Annotated in this window: 24 protein-coding genes and 1 pseudogene; 9 read left to right on the forward strand and 16 right to left on the reverse strand. The window is 62.8% G+C overall.

The genetic code is table 11. The annotated features are described in order from the left end of the window. Positions 1-25: 25 nt before the first annotated feature. The 4 genes from D3227_RS21035 (at position 26) to D3227_RS21050 (ending at position 2,636) form a co-directional block, all read left to right on the forward strand. Complete coding sequence (locus D3227_RS21035; RefSeq protein ID WP_120016219.1) at positions 26-649, forward strand: thermonuclease family protein; 624 nt, start codon at positions 26-28, stop codon at positions 647-649. Positions 650-703: 54 nt separating this feature from the next. Beyond that, positions 704-1,315 carry a glutathione S-transferase gene (locus D3227_RS21040; RefSeq protein WP_120016220.1) on the forward strand — a complete coding sequence of 204 codons (612 nt, stop codon included), beginning with the start codon at positions 704-706 and terminating at the stop codon, positions 1,313-1,315. Further along, a complete protein-coding gene (locus D3227_RS21045; protein WP_120016221.1) occupies positions 1,255-1,935 on the forward strand; it encodes a uracil-DNA glycosylase family protein in 681 nt (226 codons plus the stop codon). The genes D3227_RS21040 and D3227_RS21045 overlap by 61 nt, the downstream gene beginning before the upstream one ends. A 209-nt stretch (positions 1,936-2,144) precedes the next feature. Next, complete coding sequence (locus D3227_RS21050) at positions 2,145-2,636, forward strand: Lrp/AsnC family transcriptional regulator (protein WP_040982768.1); 492 nt, start codon at positions 2,145-2,147, stop codon at positions 2,634-2,636. Positions 2,637-2,647: 11 nt separating this feature from the next. Here the strand turns inward: D3227_RS21050 and D3227_RS21055 are convergent, their stop codons facing one another. From D3227_RS21055 to moaA, 13 genes are all read right to left on the reverse strand, one after another. Further along, positions 2,648-3,217: a DUF3299 domain-containing protein gene (locus tag D3227_RS21055; RefSeq protein ID WP_120016222.1), complete on the reverse strand. Its 570-nt coding sequence runs from the start codon at positions 3,215-3,217 to the stop codon at positions 2,648-2,650. Between the two features lie 46 nt (positions 3,218-3,263). Continuing rightward, a complete protein-coding gene (locus D3227_RS21060; protein WP_120016223.1) occupies positions 3,264-3,845 on the reverse strand; it encodes a GNAT family N-acetyltransferase in 582 nt (193 codons plus the stop codon). After that, positions 3,805-4,509: a DNA alkylation repair protein gene (locus tag D3227_RS21065; protein ID WP_120016224.1), complete on the reverse strand. Its 705-nt coding sequence runs from the start codon at positions 4,507-4,509 to the stop codon at positions 3,805-3,807. The genes D3227_RS21060 and D3227_RS21065 overlap by 41 nt, the downstream gene beginning before the upstream one ends. A gap of 7 nt (positions 4,510-4,516) precedes the next feature. After that, the gene (locus D3227_RS21070; protein WP_120016225.1) at positions 4,517-5,386 is read right to left on the reverse strand and encodes an NAD(P)-dependent oxidoreductase; all 870 of its coding nucleotides are present in this window, start codon (positions 5,384-5,386) and stop codon (positions 4,517-4,519) included. 111 nt (positions 5,387-5,497) lie between these two features. Further along, positions 5,498-6,328 (reverse strand): ABC transporter permease, encoded by an 831-nt coding sequence (locus D3227_RS21075; RefSeq protein WP_120016226.1) that lies wholly within the window; start codon positions 6,326-6,328, stop codon positions 5,498-5,500. Further along, a complete protein-coding gene (locus tag D3227_RS21080; protein WP_120016227.1) occupies positions 6,325-7,038 on the reverse strand; it encodes an ABC transporter permease in 714 nt (237 codons plus the stop codon). The genes D3227_RS21075 and D3227_RS21080 overlap by 4 nt, the downstream gene beginning before the upstream one ends. A 119-nt stretch (positions 7,039-7,157) precedes the next feature. Further along, the gene (locus D3227_RS21085; RefSeq protein WP_120016228.1) at positions 7,158-7,940 is read right to left on the reverse strand and encodes an ABC transporter substrate-binding protein; all 783 of its coding nucleotides are present in this window, start codon (positions 7,938-7,940) and stop codon (positions 7,158-7,160) included. 214 nt (positions 7,941-8,154) lie between these two features. Beyond that, positions 8,155-8,661 carry a molybdopterin-guanine dinucleotide biosynthesis protein B gene (gene mobB, locus D3227_RS21090; protein WP_120016229.1) on the reverse strand — a complete coding sequence of 169 codons (507 nt, stop codon included), beginning with the start codon at positions 8,659-8,661 and terminating at the stop codon, positions 8,155-8,157. Then, the gene (mobA, locus tag D3227_RS21095) at positions 8,658-9,284 is read right to left on the reverse strand and encodes a molybdenum cofactor guanylyltransferase MobA (RefSeq protein WP_120016230.1); all 627 of its coding nucleotides are present in this window, start codon (positions 9,282-9,284) and stop codon (positions 8,658-8,660) included. The genes mobB and mobA overlap by 4 nt, the downstream gene beginning before the upstream one ends. A gap of 48 nt (positions 9,285-9,332) precedes the next feature. Then, the gene (locus tag D3227_RS21100) at positions 9,333-10,253 is read right to left on the reverse strand and encodes a DMT family transporter (protein ID WP_120016231.1); all 921 of its coding nucleotides are present in this window, start codon (positions 10,251-10,253) and stop codon (positions 9,333-9,335) included. Between the two features lie 117 nt (positions 10,254-10,370). Further along, positions 10,371-10,730, reverse strand: coding sequence for a hypothetical protein (locus tag D3227_RS21105; RefSeq protein ID WP_120016232.1), 360 nt, complete (start codon positions 10,728-10,730; stop codon positions 10,371-10,373). 120 nt (positions 10,731-10,850) lie between these two features. Continuing rightward, positions 10,851-11,327, reverse strand: coding sequence for a hypothetical protein (locus tag D3227_RS21110; protein WP_167480787.1), 477 nt, complete (start codon positions 11,325-11,327; stop codon positions 10,851-10,853). Between the two features lie 54 nt (positions 11,328-11,381). Beyond that, positions 11,382-12,377 (reverse strand): GTP 3',8-cyclase MoaA, encoded by a 996-nt coding sequence (gene moaA / locus D3227_RS21115; protein ID WP_120016233.1) that lies wholly within the window; start codon positions 12,375-12,377, stop codon positions 11,382-11,384. A gap of 198 nt (positions 12,378-12,575) precedes the next feature. Between moaA and D3227_RS21120 the strand changes: the two genes are divergently transcribed. Together D3227_RS21120 and D3227_RS21125 are read left to right on the forward strand one after the other, a co-directional pair. Further along, on the forward strand, positions 12,576-12,929 hold the full coding sequence (locus D3227_RS21120; RefSeq protein WP_120016234.1) for a gamma-butyrobetaine hydroxylase family protein: 354 nt from the start codon (positions 12,576-12,578) through the stop codon (positions 12,927-12,929). Between the two features lie 69 nt (positions 12,930-12,998). Further along, positions 12,999-13,610 (forward strand): pyridoxamine 5'-phosphate oxidase family protein, encoded by a 612-nt coding sequence (locus D3227_RS21125; RefSeq protein WP_120016235.1) that lies wholly within the window; start codon positions 12,999-13,001, stop codon positions 13,608-13,610. Between the two features lie 15 nt (positions 13,611-13,625). On the opposite strand, the gene D3227_RS21130 is transcribed toward D3227_RS21125, so the two are convergent. After that, positions 13,626-14,078 carry a MarR family winged helix-turn-helix transcriptional regulator gene (locus D3227_RS21130; protein ID WP_120016236.1) on the reverse strand — a complete coding sequence of 151 codons (453 nt, stop codon included), beginning with the start codon at positions 14,076-14,078 and terminating at the stop codon, positions 13,626-13,628. 47 nt (positions 14,079-14,125) lie between these two features. On the opposite strand from D3227_RS21130, the gene D3227_RS21135 reads away from it, so the two are divergent. Beyond that, positions 14,126-15,037, forward strand: coding sequence for an alpha/beta hydrolase (locus tag D3227_RS21135; protein WP_120016237.1), 912 nt, complete (start codon positions 14,126-14,128; stop codon positions 15,035-15,037). Between the two features lie 3 nt (positions 15,038-15,040). On the opposite strand, the pseudogene D3227_RS21140 reads toward D3227_RS21135, so the two are convergent. Both D3227_RS21140 and D3227_RS21145 read right to left on the reverse strand, forming a co-directional pair. Continuing rightward, a pseudogene (locus tag D3227_RS21140) lies at positions 15,041-15,435 on the reverse strand (rhodanese-like domain-containing protein). 64 nt (positions 15,436-15,499) lie between these two features. Then, positions 15,500-16,108, reverse strand: a complete 609-nt coding sequence (locus tag D3227_RS21145; RefSeq protein WP_120016238.1) for a TetR/AcrR family transcriptional regulator — start codon at positions 16,106-16,108, stop codon at positions 15,500-15,502. Between the two features lie 100 nt (positions 16,109-16,208). On the opposite strand from D3227_RS21145, the gene D3227_RS21150 reads away from it, so the two are divergent. Further along, a complete protein-coding gene (locus D3227_RS21150) occupies positions 16,209-16,955 on the forward strand; it encodes a 3-oxoacyl-ACP reductase family protein (RefSeq protein WP_120016239.1) in 747 nt (248 codons plus the stop codon). A gap of 213 nt (positions 16,956-17,168) precedes the next feature. Beyond that, positions 17,169-19,040, forward strand: a complete 1,872-nt coding sequence (locus tag D3227_RS21155) for a L,D-transpeptidase family protein (RefSeq protein WP_120016240.1) — start codon at positions 17,169-17,171, stop codon at positions 19,038-19,040. The last annotated feature ends 34 nt before the right edge of the window (positions 19,041-19,074 follow it).

Here is a 19,074-nt window from a genome sequence, read left to right on the forward strand (position 1 = left end):
GAATGATTAAGAGACTGTTTGCCATATGAGCCGTTCGTGGTCGCCGAGGCCGCGCCGGCGCTACGCCCCGCCACCGCCGCGCAGCCTATGGCGCAGACTGCTGGACTACGGACTGACGGTCATCCTCCTTGGCCTGCTGATCCTGCTGGCGGCGCGCCTCGACCGGTTCGAGACCCGCAAGGCCGAAGGTGCTGCCATCGTTAACGATGGTGATTCGATCACGCTCGGCAGCGAGCGCATCCGCATGCGCGCCATCGACGCGCCGGAATACCAGCAGGTCTGCCGGAAGGACGGCGCCGACTATCCCTGCGGCAACCTTGCGCGCCAGTCGCTGGTGCGGCTGATCGCCGGCAGGCCCGTCTCCTGCAGCGGCTGGCAGCGCGATCGCTACGGCCGGCTGCTTGGCGACTGCAAGGCCGGCGGTACGGATCTCAACCGCGCCCAGGTCGAGGCCGGCTGGGCAGTCGCCTATGGCGATTTCGAGACCGAGGAGGCCGGCGCCCGCGCCGGCAAGGCCGGCATCTGGGCCGGGACCTTCGACGAACCGCATGACTGGCGCGACACCCATGGCCACGACCTGGTCGAAAGGAAGCACGGCACCCTGGCCTCGATCGGCGACGCCATGCGCGAGTTTTTCCGCTTCCGGTGATGGCGAATAGGCGCATGAACCCTATGTTTGTCAGGACAAATCGGGAGGGATTGGATGAAACTGTTCGACGGCGGCCGCGCGCCCAATCCGCGGCGGGTCCGCGTTTTCCTCGCCGAGAAAGCGATCGAGGTTCCTTTGGTGCCCGTCGATATGGGCGCGCTTGGGCACCAACAAGAGCCGATCAGCTCACGCAACCCGCTGCGGCGCCTGCCTGTGCTCGAACTCGACGACGGCACCATCATCACCGAATCCGTCGCCATCTGCCGCTACTTCGAGGAACTGTATCCGGAGCCGGCTCTGTTCGGGCGCAGCGCGCTCGGCAAGGCCAGGGTCGAGATGTGGCAACGGCGCATGGAGTTCAATCTGCTCAGTTGCGTCGCGCAGGCTTTTCGCCACATCCATCCGGCGATGAAGGAATGGGAAATTCCGCAGATCCCCGAATGGGGCGAGGCCAACAAACCGAAAGCGATCGAATTCCTGAAGCTGCTCGACGGCGAATTGGCGCAACGGGAATTCGCTGCCGGCGATAGCTATTCGATCGCCGACATCACCGGCCTGATCGCCATCGACTTCATGAAGCCGGCGCGCATCAAGGTGCCGGAAGAGTGCATCAACGTGCTGCGCTGGCACGCGGCAATTTCGAGCCGGCCAAGCGCCGCCGCCTGAGGATGAGCGCGGAACTGGATAGCTTCACGGCCAAGGTCCGCGCCTGCCGCATCTGCGTCGAGCACCCGCTCGGCCGGCCGCTGCCGCACGAGCCGCGTCCGGTGCTGCGGCCGTCGTCGAGCGCCCGCATCCTGCTTGCCAGCCAGGCGCCGGGCACCAAGGTTCACATCACAGGCATGCCCTTTACCGACGCCTCCGGCGACCGGCTGCGCAACTGGCTCGGCGTCAGCAGCGAGGAGTTCTACGACACGGAAAAGTTCGCCATCGTGCCGATGGGGTTTTGTTTTCCCGGCCAGGACGCCAAGGGCGCGGACCTGCCGCCGCGCCGCGAATGCGCGCCGGCATGGCGTGCACCGCTGATGGCGCTGATGCCGCGCATCGAACTGGTGCTGACGATCGGCATCTACGCGCAATCCTGGCACATGGGCACCACGCGCCGTTCCTCGCTGACCGAAACGGTGAAGGACTGGCGCGCCATATGGGGCGCGCCGGCAAACCCAAAAGTGCTGCCACTGCCGCATCCATCCTGGCGAAACACGGGATGGCTGAAGCAGAACCCATGGTTCGAAATGGATTTGCTGCCGTTCCTGAGGTCGGAAATCCGCTATCGCCTTGTTTAGCCATCTTGCAAGAAATCACTCGCTTTTGTGGCGGTTGGGAGAATTTCGTTCTTGTGAAAGCCCCGGATAAAAGGGAATATAGCCAAACTATTCCCCAAAGCGCGTCGCGCCTGAAGGGAAGCCTTGACGCGCTTTGATTTCTTGTTTTCTGCATGTCGTTATCCCAAAACCGCTGCGCACTTTTGGGCGACATGCATCAGGAGCATCCAATGGACCGCCTTGACAGAAAAATCCTTCGCCTCCTGCAGGAGGATGCGACCCTCGCGGTCGCCGATGTCGCCAAGAAAGTCGGCCTGTCGACCACGCCGTGCTGGCGGCGCATCCAGAAGCTCGAGGAAGAGGGCGTCATCAGGCGGCGCGTCGCCATCCTCGACCACGAGAAGGTCAATGTGCGCGTCACCGTCTTCGTGTCGATCCGCACCAATTCGCACAGCCATGAATGGCTGCGGCGTTTTTCCGAGGTCATCCAGGAGTTTCCGGAGGTGGTCGAGTTCTACCGCATGAGCGGCGATGTCGACTACCTGCTGCGCGTCGTGGTGCCCGACATCGCCGCCTACGACGCATTCTACAAGCGTCTGATCGCCAAGATCGAGATCCGCGACGTGTCGTCTTCTTTCGCCATGGAGCAGATCAAGTACACGACCGAAATCCCGCTTGACTACATGGTGCTGGACAAGGAATCGGGCGCCAACGCCGCCTGAGGCTCAATGAGTTAGTTCTTCTTTTTGTTGAGGAAACTCCAGGGCGAATTCACCGGCAGCGTCATCGTGTCCGGCACGGTGTCGACGCTTGCCACCTCTGCCTTGCGCACAGTGTAACCCGACTGGATGACCGAGACGCCGTCGAGGATGAAAAGCTGGCTCTTCTCCATGCTCGGCTGCAGCGTGCCGGTGACGGAGACCGGCTGGTAGGCTTCCGACATTTTGTATGGATGTGCCGGCGTGACCAGCACGATCTGGTTCGGCGGCGGCGTCGGCATATGGCTGCAGGCGCCCGTCCACGGCACCAGCAGGAACTGGTAGACAAGGTCGCCGTCGCGATCGACCGGAAGCGCATAGCCGGCTATCTGAATGGTCTTGTCCTGCAGATTGATGGACAATGTCTCGCCGTGGTCGGGCAATTTTGCCGCGATCATTGGCAGGCCGGCATCTTCGGCGACCGCCTGAGTTGCCGGGCGCAGATCCTTCCAGAATACATGCGCGGTCTCGGCCGAGGCATCGGCGGCAGTGGACACAAACAACAGAGCTGCGAGCGCTGTGCCTGATGTGAGACGGTTGCTCATCGGCCGCTTCCTTTGGCTCCAAGTAAAGACGCCGCCAGCAATGTCGTCAACGCTCGAGCCGCATCACATGTCTGCGAGATCCGGCCATGCCGGTCTCGCGGAAGCCGCGGGCCAAAAACATGTCGCGAAAACCCATGAAACTGTAGCTCGGCGATGCCTTGTCGACCGGATAGGCCTCGATCGTCCCGGCGCCCTTGGCGAACGCATGATCGATCGCCGCATCGAGCAATGCGCCGGCGAGGCCGCCGCCGCGCAATGCCCTCGGCACGTAGAGGCAGACGATCGACCAGATGCCGGTCTCGCTGTCGTCCTGGTGGCGCGACAGCTTGCGATAGGTCTGGCGTGGCGCGACCGAGCACCAGCCGACGGTCTTGCCATCGGCCTGGGCAAGAATGCCGACCGGCGTGCCGGCCTCGACGAGCGCCATCATTGCGCGTTTCTTTTCGTCGTTGTCGACATGCTCGCGGCTGGAGAGATTGCGCCAAGCCATGCACCAGCAATATTTCGGCGCGCCCGGTTGTTCGAAAAACCCTTCGAAATCCACGCGCGTCGCTCGCGTCACCTCGACAAAGCGGATGTTGATCAGATCAGGCTTTTCTGGCGGCGAGCCGCTCGACCGTCTTGGCATCGGAAAGTTCCTTCACCGCGTCCTTGCCGATCCAGCGCTCTGTCTTGTCGGCCGAGGCCGCGAGTTTTTGTGCAAGCGCGAGGGCAGGGCCGTGCAAGCGGGCCGATCGCTTGCCGATTTGCCGGAGCGCCCAGTTCACCGCCTTCCTGACGAAGTTGCGTGGATCACCGGCATGGCGCTCGATCAGTGGCAGATAGGACGAAAACGTCGCATCCGGCTCCTTCTTCAGGTGCACCGCTCCCCAGGCCAGCATGGCGAAGGCCGTGCGGCGGACGAACTCGCGCTCGTCCTTGGCGAATTCCTCAACGAGCTCGCACCAGAACGGCGTGTCAATGAACAGATCAGAGACCGTGTCGACGATCTCCCAGCTATCGAAATCGCCGGCCCAGCGCCGGCATTGTCCGACGGTGATCTTTTTCGGCTCGCCGGTAAAGGCCGCCATCAGCCGCGCTTCGCGGATGCCGCTATCCCACAGCACCAGCGCGCGTTCATGGTTCTTCCTCAGTTTGCGCGCCAGTGGCCGCAAATCGGAATTGCCGACGCCCATCGCGGTCGCGGTATTGATGCCGAACCGCGCCATGCCGGCGCGATTGGCCTCGGTACCGATCAAGCGCAGATGGGTGATGATGTCCCGCGCGCTCCAACTCGGGCCGGGCAGGGACATCGCGGGTCTACTTCTCCAGGCGCGCCAGCAGCGAGGACGTATCCCAGCGCCTGCCGCCCATCGCCTGCACATCCTTGTAGAACTGGTCGACAAGCGCCGTCACCGGCAGCTTGGCGCCATTTCGGTCGGCTTCGGTGAGGCAGATACCGAGATCCTTGCGCATCCAGTCCACGGCGAAGCCGAAATCATATTTGCCGGCAATCATGGTCTTGTGGCGGTTTTCCATCTGCCACGAGCCGGCGGCACCCTTGGAGATCACCTCGATGACCTTCTCGATATCGAGCCCGGCCTTCTTGCCGAAATGGATGCCCTCGGCCAATCCCTGCACCAGCCCGGCGATGGTGATCTGGTTGATCATCTTGGTGAGCTGGCCGGCACCTGCCGGCCCCATCAGCCCGACCATTCGGGCGAAGGCCTCGATCACCGGCTTCGCCTTGTCGAAGGCTTCCTGACCGCCGCCGACCATGACGGTCAACACGCCATTTTCGGCACCGGCCTGACCGCCTGAGACCGGCGCATCGAGGAAGCAAAAGCCAAGTGCGTCCGCCTTCTCGGCCAGTTCGCGCGCGACCTCGGCCGACGCAGTGGTGTTGTCGATATAGACCGCGCCTTTCTTCATCGCCTTGAAGGCGCCGTCGGCGCCCGTCGTTATCGAGCGCAAATCGTCGTCATTGCCGACGCAGGAGAAGACGAAATCCTTGCCCTCGGCCGCTTCTGCGGGCGTCGCCGCAAACCGGCCACCATGCTGGCCGACCCATTGCTCGCCCTTTGCCGTGGTGCGGTTGTAGACGGTGACGTCGTGGCCGCCCTTGTTCCTGAGGTGCCCGGCCATCGGGTAACCCATGACGCCAAGACCGAGAAATGCCACCGATGCCATAGGCCTACCTTCCAGAGGAAACGAGAATTTGCCGTGGAACGTCTAGGCCTTGCGGCGGATTCGTCAAGATGCTGATGCCGGTCGTGTCTTGGGCCTAAATCCGGAAACTTGTCAGCGCTTGAGGTGGATGGTGATCCGGCGTTCGATCCATTCGATGCCATGACGCAAGATCTCGACAATCACCAGATACACGACGGCGACCCAGATATAGGCCTGGATATCGAAGGTGCGGGAGTAGGTAAGCTTTGCCATGCCCATCAGATCGTACACGGTGATGATGGCGACGATCGCGGACGCCTTGATCATCAGGATAAGCTCGTTGCCATAGGGCCGCAGCGCGACGACCAAAGCTTGCGGCAGGATGATCTTCCACAACGTCTGCAATTTATGCAGGCCGAGTGAAGCAGCACCCTCCCACTGGCCCTTCGGCACGCTTTCGATGGCGCCACGCAGGATCTCAGCCTGATAGGCAGCCGTGTTCAGGGCAAAGGCAAAGATGCCGCAGTTGAACGCCTCACGGAAAAAGCCCCACAGCCCAACCATCTCGAGTTGCGGCTTGAACGAGCCGACCCCGTAGTAAACCAGAAAGGCCTGCACGAGCAGCGGCGTTCCGCGGAAAAAATAAACATAGCAATAGGCAAGACCGGACAGGATGCGGTTCTTCGACATGCGCGCATAGGCGACGGGAAGCGACAGGATGGCGCCCAGCACAATCGAAATGCCGACCAGCGAAAGCGTGACGCCGAGGCCTTCTATGTAGCTCGGACCATATTTGGCAAAGAGTTCGCCGTTCCAGGCCCAAGCCATATAGGCGACGATGCCGCCGCCGGCAGCAATCCAGATGCCTATCAGCACATAACCGATGATGCGTGAACGCGGCCAGCCACGTGCACGCGGGGGAGGCCGTTCTACAGCCGTCTTGGCGTCGGCCACAACGCTCATCGCCGTGCCTCCCGCCGGCTAAGCGAGCGCTGTATGGCGCCGGTAGCCAAGGATGAAACGACCGCCAGGATAAGAAACACCACCGCGGCCACGCTGAAGAACAGGAAGGTGTGTTTGGTGACGCGTGCTGCCACGCCGGCTTGACGCAGAGTCTCAGCCAGGCCGACCACCGACACCAGCGACGTGTCCTTCAGCAGGCTCAGCCAGCAATTCTCCAAGCCTGGAAACGCGATGCGGACCAACTGCGGCAAGATCACTTTGCGCATCGTTTGCGCATATGAAAGGCCGACAGCATAGCCGCCTTCATATTGGCCCTTGGGGATGGCCCGGAAAGCCGAAAGGAATACCTCGCTGGCATAGGCCGAAAAGATAATGGCAAGCACGATCATGCCGGCGACGAAGGCGTTAACGTCGATGGTCGCCTCGGGTCTTACCAATCTGATGAGATATTGCAGGATCAGCGGGCCGCCGAAAAAAAACAGAAACAGCGTCACCAGCTCGGGCAATCCACGGAAGATCGTCGTGTAGATGTTGGCCGCGATGCGCAGCGAGGGCTCCTCGGACTGTTTGCCCAGCGCTATGAAAAAGCCGATCGTCAAACCGATTGGTAGGGTTGCCAGCGCCAGAAGAACGGTGACGGCGGCACCAGAGACGATGTCGTCAAGCCAGCCATCGGGTCCCCAACTGAGAAGCGTCCAAACGCTCAGCATCCGCTCGCCTGTTCTCCCAAATGCCTTTGGAGAGTCACGCCGCAGCACCCCTCGTGCCCGGCCTGTTCTTGCAAGAACGGCGGGACTATCCCGCCGTTCTCTGGATCAGAAGGCCGCGATCAGGAATCGCCGCCGTAGACGTCGAACTTGAAGTACTTGTCGTTGATTTCCTTGTATTTTCCGTTGGCGCGAATGGCGTCGATCGCGGCATTGAACTGGTTGACCAGGTCGGTCTCGCCCTTGCGCACCGCAATGCCGGCGCCCGGACCGTGGATTTCGACGACCGGCTTGATCGCACCGATCAGCTTGCAGCAGGCGCCGTCAGGCGAATCCAGCCACTGCTGCAACACAACGATGTCGTCATTGGCGGCATCGAGGCGGCCATTGGCGAGGTCGAGCTGGTATTCCTGCGCGGTCGGATAGGGCTTGACCGTGCTGTCGGTGTAGGTCTTGGTCGAATAGTTGAAATGCGTGGTCGAACCCTGTACGCCGATCGTCTTGCCGGCCAGGTCTTCCTTGCTCACGCCCTTGATGTCGCTGTCCTTGGGCGCGACGATCGCCGGCGGCGTGTTGTAGTATTTATGCGTGAAGTCGACCTTTTCGGCGCGCTCTGGCGTGATCGACATCGACGCGACGATGGCGTCGAACTTGCCTGCCTGCAGCGCCGGAATGATGCCGTCCCAATCCTGGGCGACAAAGGTGCACTTCACCTTCATTTCGTCGCAGAGAGCCTTGGCGATGTCGATGTCGAAGCCGACGAGCTGCCCGTCGGAAGTCAAGTTGTTGAATGGCGGATAGGCGCCCTCCGTGCCGATCTTCAGGGTTTTTTCCTGAGCCTGGGCGACGCCCAAGGTCAGCAGCGCGGCCGATGCGGCGAGCGCGATACGCAATGCAATATGCATGATGATCCTCTCATATTGTCCCGGCCGCTGTTCCATGCGGCTCTGAGGGCGGTGCTTTTTAACCGCCCGCTGGCGGCGATACTCCCACTCTTTCTCCGAAAAAAGCAACTGCAAAACAGTGGCCTCGGGGATTTGCATCCCCGGCCAAAGATGACGTAAGGTTAGAGTCTGGAAACAAGTTCGGCGGCGGCTGAACGATGTTTTGCCGGCCCGTTCAGCGCTTCAGGCCTGAGACGCCTTCGACGAAGTCGGCTATCGATTTCACGTCGTCGAGATCGAACACAGGCAGACCTTGTCCATCCGCCGCGAAGTCGGCGGCGATGGCCACGATGTTGGGATCGCCGGCTGCAAGCGGCGTGCGGTCCTTGGCCTCCAGACGCCGCGTTTCGATCTTCTTGTGCGCCTCGCGCTTGTAGCCCTCGACCAGCACGATATCGGAGGACCCCAGCCGCGACAGGATAGTGTCCAGCGTCGGCTCGTCTTCGCCGCGCAATTCGTGCATCAACGCCCAGCGGCGACCGGACACCACCGCGACCTCGGTCGCGCCGGCCTGGCGGTGGCGGAAGCTATCCGCACCCGGCTTGTCGATGTCGAAATCATGATGGGCATGTTTGACCGTCGACACTTTCCAGCCGCGCCGCACCAGTTCGGCGACCAGCTTTTCGGTCAGTGTGGTCTTGCCGGAATTCTTCCAGCCGGTGATGCCGAAGACGCGTCTCATGGTTTGATGCTCTGCAACAGACGCTCGGCCGCCGCAAGGTCATCGGGCGTGTTGATGTTGAAGAACGGATCGATCGCGTGTTCGCCGGAACTCCACATCGGAAACTCGACCTCGACAAAGCCATGCCGTTCGATGAAGGCGGAGACCCGCCGGTTGTCCTCATCGACCAGGAACCGGCGTAAGGCGTCGTGCAGACCGAGCGGCCAGAGCGCGAATGTCGGATGCCGCTTGCCGTCCGAACTGGCAACGGCGATGGCCCCGGGCCGTTCGGCTGCTGCCGCAACAAGCCGTTCGACCAGGTCCTCGGGAAGGAACGGCGTATCGCCGGCGGCGGTGACCACCCCGTTGCAAGCCATGGACGCCCATTCCAGGCCGGTCAGTATTCCGGCAAGCGGTCCCGCGTAGCCTTCCACCGTATCGGCAAGCACCGGCAGCCCGAACCTGGCAAAGCGCAGCGGATCGCCATTGGCGCTCAGCGCCATCGGTCCCACCTGCGGAGCAAGACGGGCGACGACATGGTCGAGCAGCCTGCGGCCATCCAGCGCAAGCAGCGTCTTGTCGCCACCGCCCATGCGCCGTGACTGGCCGCCGGCCAGAATGATCCCTGCAATGTCCCTGTCCATGATCCGCCGTCTTCTCTTCAGCCCGAAATCGCGGGGTCTCGGGGCGATCTATATGCCGTCCGGCGCCATGTCAGGTCCAGCGCTTTCGGCGGCGGTTTGTCGCTTGCCGACGACCCGTTCGCGGTAGAGCGCATAGAGGCCGGAACCGACGATGATCGACGCGCCGACGATCATCGGCAGGTCGGGGATGTCGCCGAAGACGACCAGGCCGAGCAGGATCGCCCAGAGCAGGGCGGTGTAGCGGAACGGCGCGATGAAGGCGATGTCGCCCGACCGCATCGCCATGATGATGAACTGGTAGCCGATCAGCACGAGCACCGCCGCCAGCGCCAGCAGCGCCGTGGCTTCGCCGCTCATCGGCGTCCAGCCGCCCATCGGCGAAAGCAGTGCCGCGCCCAGCACCGTCATGGCCAGCGCCGTGGCGGTCGACACCAGCAAGGTCGGGATCGCCTGCGGGACGCGCTTGGTAGCAAGGTCGCGCACTGCGCAGCAGGCAACGCTGGCCAGCGCCAGCAGCGAATAGACGCTGAACCCTTCGAAGCCCGGCCGCACGATGATCAGCACGCCGGCAAAACCGATCGCGATGGCCAGCCAGCGCCGCCAGCCGACGCCCTCGTTGAACACAAGTGCAGCCCCCATCGTCACCGCCAACGGCAGCGCCTGCAGCACGGCAGAGACATTGGCGATCGGCAGGTGGGCAAGCGCAAGGAGGAACGACACCGTGGCGCCAGCCTCGCCGGCGACGCGCAGAGCCACCATCGGCTGCAGCATCGAGGCCGGCCGGGCCAGCGCGCCGCGCTGCCAGGCAAGCAGGCCGACGAACAGCGAGGCGAAGGCGCCCCGGATCAGCATGACCTGCGCCATGTTCATCGATTCCGAGGAGAATTTGGTGATCGCGTCGTTGAGGGTGAAGCCGACCATGGCCACCACCATGAACAGCGCGCCGCGAAGATTTGGCGAAAGAGGCAAGGGCGGTCACCGGTTGTGCTTTGCGTCAGCCTGTATCAGCCGGCCGCAAAACAGCAACGTCAAAGGAATGGGCCACGGCTTTCCATTGTGGCCCATTCCGCAGAAGATCGGTCGAGCTTACTTCTTGGGCGTGAGCACCTCGGTGCCGTTGCCGTCCTTGCCGGCGATCGTCCACAGGCCGTGGAGAGAGCCATCCTTCTCCACCTTGTAGACGACTAGGCCGATTTCCTTGCCCATCGCGTAGCCGGCAGAAAAGGCATTGTCGTTGCGCATGCAGATGCCGTCCGAGGACGAACCGCCGGTTTCCCAATGGATCGTGCAGGTCGTCTCGCTGGTCAGTGTGATGGTTGCCTCGCCGCCATAGGACGAGCCGTCGAAATTGGTGCCAGCAACCGTGTAGGTGCCACCGATCGACTGCGCCGTTGCCGGCACCGCTGCGAGGCCGAGCAATGCAAGAGAAAGAATGAGTTTACGCATGTTGTTTTCCCCCTGCGAGTGAAGAACCACTCCAGGCGAAGGCTTAGGCCGGAACATCGAGTCGGTAAATCCAATGCCACTTGGCGGATATGGATTATTTCGTGGTGTGGCGCAAAATGCTCACGGCCCCTTGAGGCTGCCCGCAATAGCGCCCACCAGCGGATCGTATTTGGACTGCTGGGCTGGCGGATAATCGATCCAGACCGTGCGGATGACGCCGTCTTTTCCAAACAGACGGCGCTCGTAGAAGATGGCCTCGCCCTTGATGCCCGACAGCACCGCCCAGTCCTTGCCGGTCTTGCTGTAGGTGATCTTGTAGCCCGGCTCCTTGCTGGCTTTCTCGGCGGCGACAAAGCCCTTCGGCGTATCGTCATCGATATTGAGGATGCCCGAACAAATCAGGCTGGCGCCATCGGCGCTGAGCCATTGCTGCCCGTCGCCATTGTCCGGCTCGGGCTGGGGCAAGGTGAATATCTCGTCGGGAAAGGTGCAGACGGTGCCGAAGCGCGCGTTGACGTAGGTGAATGGCGCCGCGATCGCAGCGGTTGCAGCGATCGTCACGAACGACGCAAGGGCGATGAGATGAAAGCGCTTCACGGTGCCTCCCGCGGCCGATGGCCCGGCCGATCTTGCACCAATCGCAAGAAAAAATCAGCCGCCGGTGACACTCATATGCCGCGATACCGAGGGGCGGCTGGTACGGCGGTCGATGATGAAATCATGGCCCTTCGGCTTGCGGCCGATGGCATCGTCGATTGCCGCGGCGACCAGTTCGTTGCCTTCGGACGCACGCAGCGGCGCGCGCAGGTCGGCGGCATCTTCCTGCCCGAGGCACATATAGAGCGTACCGGTGCAGGTCAGCCGGACGCGGTTGCAGCTCTCGCAGAAATTATGCGTCATCGGCGTGATGAAGCCGAGCCTGCCACCGGTCTCGGCGACATGGACATAGCGCGCCGGGCCGCCGGTCTTGTAAGGAATGTCGCTCAGCGTGAACTGGCGCTCGAGCGAGGCGCGCAGCAGCGACAACGGCAGATACTGGTCGGTGCGGTCGGCGTCGATCTCGCCCATCGGCATGGTTTCGATGACGGTGAGGTCCATGCCGCGGCCATGCGCCCAGCGCATCATGTCAGGCAGTTCGGCCTCGTTGAAATCCTTCAATGCCACCGCGTTGAGCTTGATTTTCAGCCCAGCAGCCTGTGCCGCATCGATGCCTTCCATGACCTTGCCAAGATGGCCCCAGCGGGTGATCTGGTGGAACTTGTCGGCGTCGAGCGTGTCCAGCGAGACGTTGATGCGCTTGACCCCGCAATCGGCAAGCTCCTGGGCGAAGCGCGACAGCTGCGAGCCGTTGGTGGTCAGCGTCAATTCTTCCAACGCGCCGCTGTCGAGGTGGCGCGAAAGCTGGCGAACCAGATGCATGATGTTCTTGCGCACCAGAGGCTCGCCGCCGGTAAGGCGCAGCTTGCGCACACCCTTTTCGATGAACACGGTGCAGAGCCGGTCGAGCTCTTCAAGCGACAACAGATCCTTCTTGGGCAGGAAGGTCATGTCCTCGGCCATGCAATAGGTGCAACGGAAATCGCAGCGGTCGGTGACCGACACGCGAAGGTAGCTGATCGTGCGACCGAATGGGTCGATCATGTCCATGTTCAGCGTTTCCGTGGCCGTGAGTGGCGTCGTTATATACCGCTATGTGATACGATCCGGCCTTTCATTCAAGATAGCCGGTCTTGATCTTTGGTAACATTCCCCGACCGACATTGCGTGTCGGCTGGCTTGCAACGGCCTTTTCGCGTGTGGCGAAGCAGCGTAGGGAGGGGCGGACGTAACGCAGGAACGATCAGCATGACGGCGCCGAAGGAACTCAGGGTCTCGAAAGACCGCAAGCTGCTCACCGTCACCTTTCCGGATCACCGGCCGTTCGAACTGCCGGCAGAATTGCTGCGCGTTGCCTCGCCCTCGGCCGAAGTGCAGGGCCACTCGCCGGACCAGCGGGTGACCGTTCCCGGCAAGCGCAATGTCGCAATCCTCAAGATCGAGCCGGTCGGCAATTATGCCGTGCGCATCACCTTCGACGATTTCCACGACACCGGCATCTTCACCTGGAACTATTTGCATGCGCTCGGTCATGAAAAGGAAGAGCGCTGGAACGCTTATCTCGCCGAGCTGGCGGAAAAGGGACTCAGCCGCGACCGCTAACTTCATGCCGCTGTCGTCATAGCGTCATCGATCTGGAGTAGCGCCGGCAAAGGTTCGGAGACGAAAAACATGTCCGTCATCACCACGGTCGAACAGCTCGAAGCCCTCTATGGACTGCCCGGCGAGGCATCGGTGGTCAAGGAACTCGACCATGCCATCCCCGAATACGCGGCCTTCATCGAGGCCTCGCCTTTCGTATCGCTCGCGACCAGCGGACCAGAGGGGCTGGACTGCTCGCCGCGCGGCGATCTCGCCGGTTTCGTGCGCATCCATGATCCGAAGACGCTGATGATGCCGGACCGGCGCGGCAACAACCGTGCCGATTCGCTGAAGAACATCATCCGCGATCCGCGCGTCGGCCTGCTGTTCCTGGTGCCGGGTTCCGGCACGACGTTGCGCGTCAACGGCAGCGCCCACATCACCACCGATCCCGCGCTGTGCGCCTCGTTCAGCGTCGACGGCAAGCCGGCGCGTTCGGTCACCGTCATCGATATCGATTCGGTCTATTTCCAGTGCGCCCGGGCCATCGTCCGCTCGGACCTGTGGAACCCGGCACGGCATGTCGACCCGAAGTCGCTGCCGACGCCCGGCCAGATCCTCGAAATCACCAGCCGCAAGAACATCGACGGCGAGACCTACGACAAGGAATGGCCGGAGCGGGCGAAGAAGACGATGTGGTGAGCGGGGCGTCCCGGCTCACGCGTCCTTCAGCACTTCATAGATCTTGCGCATCTGCTCGCCGATCATGTCGCACTGATCCGGCGTCGACTGGCTCATCGCTTTCTCGATCAGCGCCATATGGATCTTCAGCGCCTGCATCAGCAGGGCCTCGCCGTCATTGGTCAGCGTCAGCCGCAGCACCCGCTTGTCCTTCTCGTCGCCTTCGCGGCGCAGCAGGCCGCGCGTTTCCAGCTGCGGCAACAGCATGGTGACGTTGGAACGGCCGACCAAGAGCTTGCGGGCAAGATCGTGCTGCGACATGCCGGGATGGCGATAGAGGTTCATCAGCACGTCGAGCTGCGCCGGCTTGAGATCCAGCGGCGCCAGCTTCACCGCCAGCGTGCGCTCCAGCACATGGCAAGCGCGCGCCACCGCGACCCAGTTGCGAAAACGCGGGTTGTCCCAGGGCAGCTCTTGCTTAATGTTCATGTTTGAACTATTATGTTCATGCTTGAACGAATGGATGGATCGCCACTATGGCATCATTTGGTTTGAAGGTCATCCGGGGTGTGTTCGGCGCCGCCGAGCATGTGGCACCGCGTCTGAGCGGCCGCGCCGCGTTCGAATTGTTTTGCCGTACGCCCAATGTGAAAGCCCTCAGCGACGGCGAGCGCCGCGCCGTCGACCGCGCCGCCGCTTTCATGACCGAGGCGCGCCACCACCGGCTGAGGACCAGAACCGGCTGCGTCATGCTGCATGAATTCCGGCCCGAGCCGGGCAGGGGCGCTCAAGGCACCGTGCTGGTCATCCATGGCTGGCGTTCGCGCACCGAATATATGCGCGCGCTAATCGAAGGCTATCGCAATGCCGGCTACAGGGTTGTCTCGCTCGACCTGCCGGGTCACGGCCAGTCGCAAGGCCGCCGCCTGAACATGGTCAACGCGGTCGACGCGGCAAGGGTGGCCGGCGAATGGTTCGGCCCATTCGCGGTAATCGTCGGCCATTCCTTCGGCGGTGCCGTCGCCGCCAACGCCGTCGCCGGTTCCGTCAGAGGTGTCCAGCCGGTGGCGGCCGAGCGGCTGGTGCTGATCGCGGCGCCGAGTTCTTTGCCGGCGATCTTCGACGACTTTAGCCGCATGCTCAATGTCGGTCCGCGTTCGCAGGTCGCCATGGCCGACCGCGTCGAAAAACTATCCGGCCGGCCGTTGCGCGAATTCACCGGCGATCGTCAGCTTGCCCAGGCGTCGGTGCCGACGCTGGTCATCCACGCGCCCGACGACCGCGAGGTCTCCGCCGACCATGCAACGCGCTATGCCGGCGCCGGCGACCATGTCAGGCTTCATTGGGCCGAGGGGCTCGGCCACCGTCGCATCCTCGCCGACAAGGGCGTGGTCGAATGCGCAGTCGGTTTCGTCGCCGGCGAGCGCGAGCCGGTATCTCTGCACTAAATTCTATTTCTTCCTTTGCCCGGACTCGACCGGCAGCCCGGCCGCCTTCCAGGCGGTGTAGCCGCCGAGGATGTGCTTGACCGGCGCAAGCCCCATGTCCTGCGCCGTCTTAGTGGCCAGCGCCGAGCGCCAGCCGCCGGCGCAGAAGAAGACAAAGTTTCTGCCCGACGCAAAGAACGGCTTGTGGTAAGGGCTTTCGGGATCGATCCAGAATTCCAGCATGCCGCGCGTGACATGTTTGGCGCCCGGGATCCTGCCGTCGCGCTCCACCTCGCGCGGATCGCGCAGATCGACGAATACCGTGCCTCGTCGTCGAGCAGCCCGGCCGCTTCCTCCGGCGACATCACCTCGATCGCGGCATTGGCCTCGTCGAGCAGTTCGCGATATCCTTTTTTCACCCACACGTCCTTCCCGACCGCTCGTTTTGGCCGACGGGATTTCCAGCACAACATCGAGCATTTGTCACGCCGTGCCGGCCATTGCCTTCCATGCCGCCATTGCCCCGGCCACCGTCGCCATGAGCGCCGCGCGCGATGCGCCGTCGCGTGCCTGGATCGACATCCCGTGCTGCAGGGTTGCATAGAAGGTCGCGGCGGTGCGGCTGTCGAAACCAGCCGGCAATTCGCCCTCCGCCACGCCTCGCTCGATCCGCCTCAGCAGAGCCGCGCGGTTTTCGGCGCGGCGGCGGCGCAAATCATTGCAAATTGCGCCGCTGCTTGAATCCTGATGCAGCGCGCCGAGCGCGATCAGGCAGCCCTGCGGGCGGTCGCTCTGCGAGTAGGCCTTGGCCGTCTGGCGCAGAAAGTTCTCGATCGCCTTGCATGCTGTCGGCGCCTTGTCGAGCGCGGCCCAGATCTCGGTTCCTTCGGCCTGCGTGTAGAATTCGGTCGCTTCGAGGAAAAGCGCTTGCTTGCTGCCGAAGGCGGCATAGAGGCTGGGCGAGTTGATGCCCATCGCCGCCGTCAGGTCGCTGATTGAGGCGCCTTCATAGCCCTTGACCCAAAACACCTCCATCGCCCGCCGCAGGGCGGCGGTTCGATCGAAAGTGCGCGGGCGGCCTCGTTCCGGCATGCATTCTTTTCTGTGTTGACCGATACATAAATAAGTTGACGCACGCGGGCAAGGCTGACAGATATTTATGTATCGATCGTTACATAAAAGGAGAAAACAAATGTCATCCAACAGCTTGAACGGCAAGGCGGCGCTGGTCACCGGCGGCAGCCGTGGTATCGGCGCGGCGATTGCACGGCGACTGGCCGCCGACGGCGCCAGCGTCGCCATCACCTATGTCAGCGGCGAGGCGCCGGCACATGCGATCGTCACGGAAATCGCGGAAAGCGGCGGCCGCGCCATTGCGATCAGGGCCGACAACCGCGATGCCGTCGCGATCGAGCAGGCGGTCGCCGAGGCGGTCAACGCCTTCGGGCGGCTCGACATCCTCGTCAACAGTGCCGGCATCTGGCGCGCCGCGCCAATCGACACCTTGTCACTTGCCGACTTCGACGAGACCATGGAGGTCAATCTGAGGGCGCCGTTCGTCGCCTCGAAAGCGGCGGCCATGCATATGGGCGAGGGGGGCCGCATCATCTCCATCGGCAGCAATCTGGCCGACCGCGTCACCGACACCAGCCTCAGCGCCTATTCGACGAGCAAGGCGGCCCTTGTCGGCTTGACCAAGGCACTGGCACGCGACCTCGGTTCGCGCGGCATCACCGCCAACGTCGTTCATCCGGGATCGACGGATACCGACATGAACCCGGCAAATGGTCCGCATGCCGAGCACCAGCGGCGCAAGATGGCGACTCCCCGATTCGGCAAGGCCGAGGAGATCGCCGGCATGGTCGCATGGCTGGCCGGGCCCGAGGGCCGATTCGTCACCGGCGCCGCGCTGACCATCGATGGCGGCGCCAACGCCTGACGCACCCCAGGTTTCAACCGGCCGGAGCAGAAACGAATTCCCTCCGGCCGTCACAAACTTGTGAAACCGTTCTGCAACAGACCCCTCGAAATTTATGGAAGCTTAACGAAATCGGTATGAATCGGTATAGTCGCGGCTTACATCCGCCATGCGGTTGGCAAGATCGTCTAGCGGCGCGGAACGGGAGCCGGTCGCAACCGGAGCGGGTGATCCATGAATATCTTCGGAAACAGAGCCTCCATATTGCCGATTGCGGTCGCGGCCACGCTGGCGATCGCCGTGCCGCAGGCCAGCGCGCAGGGCCTGTTCGACATGCTTTTCGGCGGCGGTGTTCGACATGACCCGCAAGGCGAATTCCCGCCGCCACCCAAATACAAGCTGAAGCCAAAACCCGATGGCGGTGGCGGCACCAGGATCAGCAGCCCATCCTATTACACCTACAAGACCGACCGGCTGGTGCGTGTCGACTTCGCCGCGCTGATGCCGCAGCCCGCGGTACCGCAGGACGCCGCTTTCGTGCCGTCCGTCACCCGCAATGCTTTCACTGAGGCGATTGCCGGTCTCAGCGACTATGAGCTTTATGCCGAACCGGACATCGCCAAGGCGCTGATCGCCTATTACTCGGCCAATCCGGATTTCATCTGGGTCAGCGGAACTGCTCCCAACAGCCGTGCGCAGGATGCGCTGCGGGTGCTTGGCGAGGCCGCGAGCTACGGCCTGACGCCGACCGACTATACGGTCGACGTTCCGACCGCCGCGGCGTCGTCGGCCACTCCCGACGAGCGCCTGAAGGAACTCGTCCGCTTCGAGATGGCGCTGTCGGCGCGCGTGCTGCGCTACACCCATGACGCCCAGAGCGGTCGCGTCGACCCCAACCGCATGACCGGCTACTATGATTTTCCGCCGAAGCCGCTCGACATGGAAGGCGTGCTGAAGACGCTGGCGCATACGCAGGAAGTTCGCACCTATCTCGAATCGCGGCATCCGCAAAACCCTGAATACCAGGCGCTGCGCGTCGAGCTGGAAGCGCTCCAGGCTAGCGAGGAGAACGAGATCGTCGTCGATCCCAAGCTCTTGCTGAAACCCGGCGAGACCAGTCCCGAACTGCCCAAGCTGCTGACGCTGATCGCGCGCAATCTCGACGACGAGATGGGCGGCGACTTTGGCGAGGTGCTGGCGAGACTCGGCAAGAGCGAGATCTACGACCCCGAGCTGGTGCCGGTCATCAAGGCCGTACAGAAGCGGGCCGGCATGAAAGGCGACGGCGTCATCGGCCCGCGCACGGTCGCGTCGCTCGCCGGCACGTCCAAGGCCGACAAGATCGGGAAGGTGGAGGTGGCGCTGGAGGAACTGCGCTGGCTGCCTTCCGATCTCGGCAGTCCGCGCGTCTTCATCAACCAGCCGGCCTTCACCGCAAGCTATATCGACAGTGGCGAGGTGAAGCTGAAGACCCGCGTGGTCATCGGTCGGACGACCAACCAGACCGCCTTCTTCTACAAGGAGATCAAGCAGGTCGATTTCCATCCCTATTGGGGCGTGCCTCAGTCGATCATCGTCAACGAGATGCTGCCGAGGCTGCGCAATGATCCGGGCTATCTCGACCGCGCCGGCTACGAAGTCACGGATTCGCGTGGTAAGCGCGTCCCGTCATCGGCGGTCAATTGGGGTGGCTATGGCGCCAACATCCCCTACAGCGTGCGCCAGCTGCCAAGCGAGGCCAATGCGCTGGGCGAGCTGAAGATCCTGTTCCCCAACAAGCACGCCATCTACATGCATGACACGCCGCAGAAGTCGTTCTTCGAGCGCGACATGCGCGCGCTCAGCCACGGCTGCGTCCGATTGCAGGATCCGCGCGGCATGGCGGCAGCGGTGCTCGGCACATCGGTCGACTATGTCGTCGAGAAGCTGAAGCACGGACATTCGACCGAGAATGTGACGCGGACCATTCCGGTCTATGTCGCCTATTTCACCGCTTGGCCCGACATGTCCGGCAATGTCGAATATTTCGGCGACGTCTACGACCGCGACACAAGGCTGATGCAGGCGCTCGACGCGACCGAGGCGGTTCGCTCGCCGGCGAGCTGAGGCGTGTCGCCTAAAGCCTGCCCTCGGGCCTGAC

This window comes from Mesorhizobium waimense, from assembly GCF_003601975.1.
Classification (GTDB): Bacteria; Pseudomonadota; Alphaproteobacteria; order Rhizobiales; family Rhizobiaceae; genus Mesorhizobium; species Mesorhizobium waimense.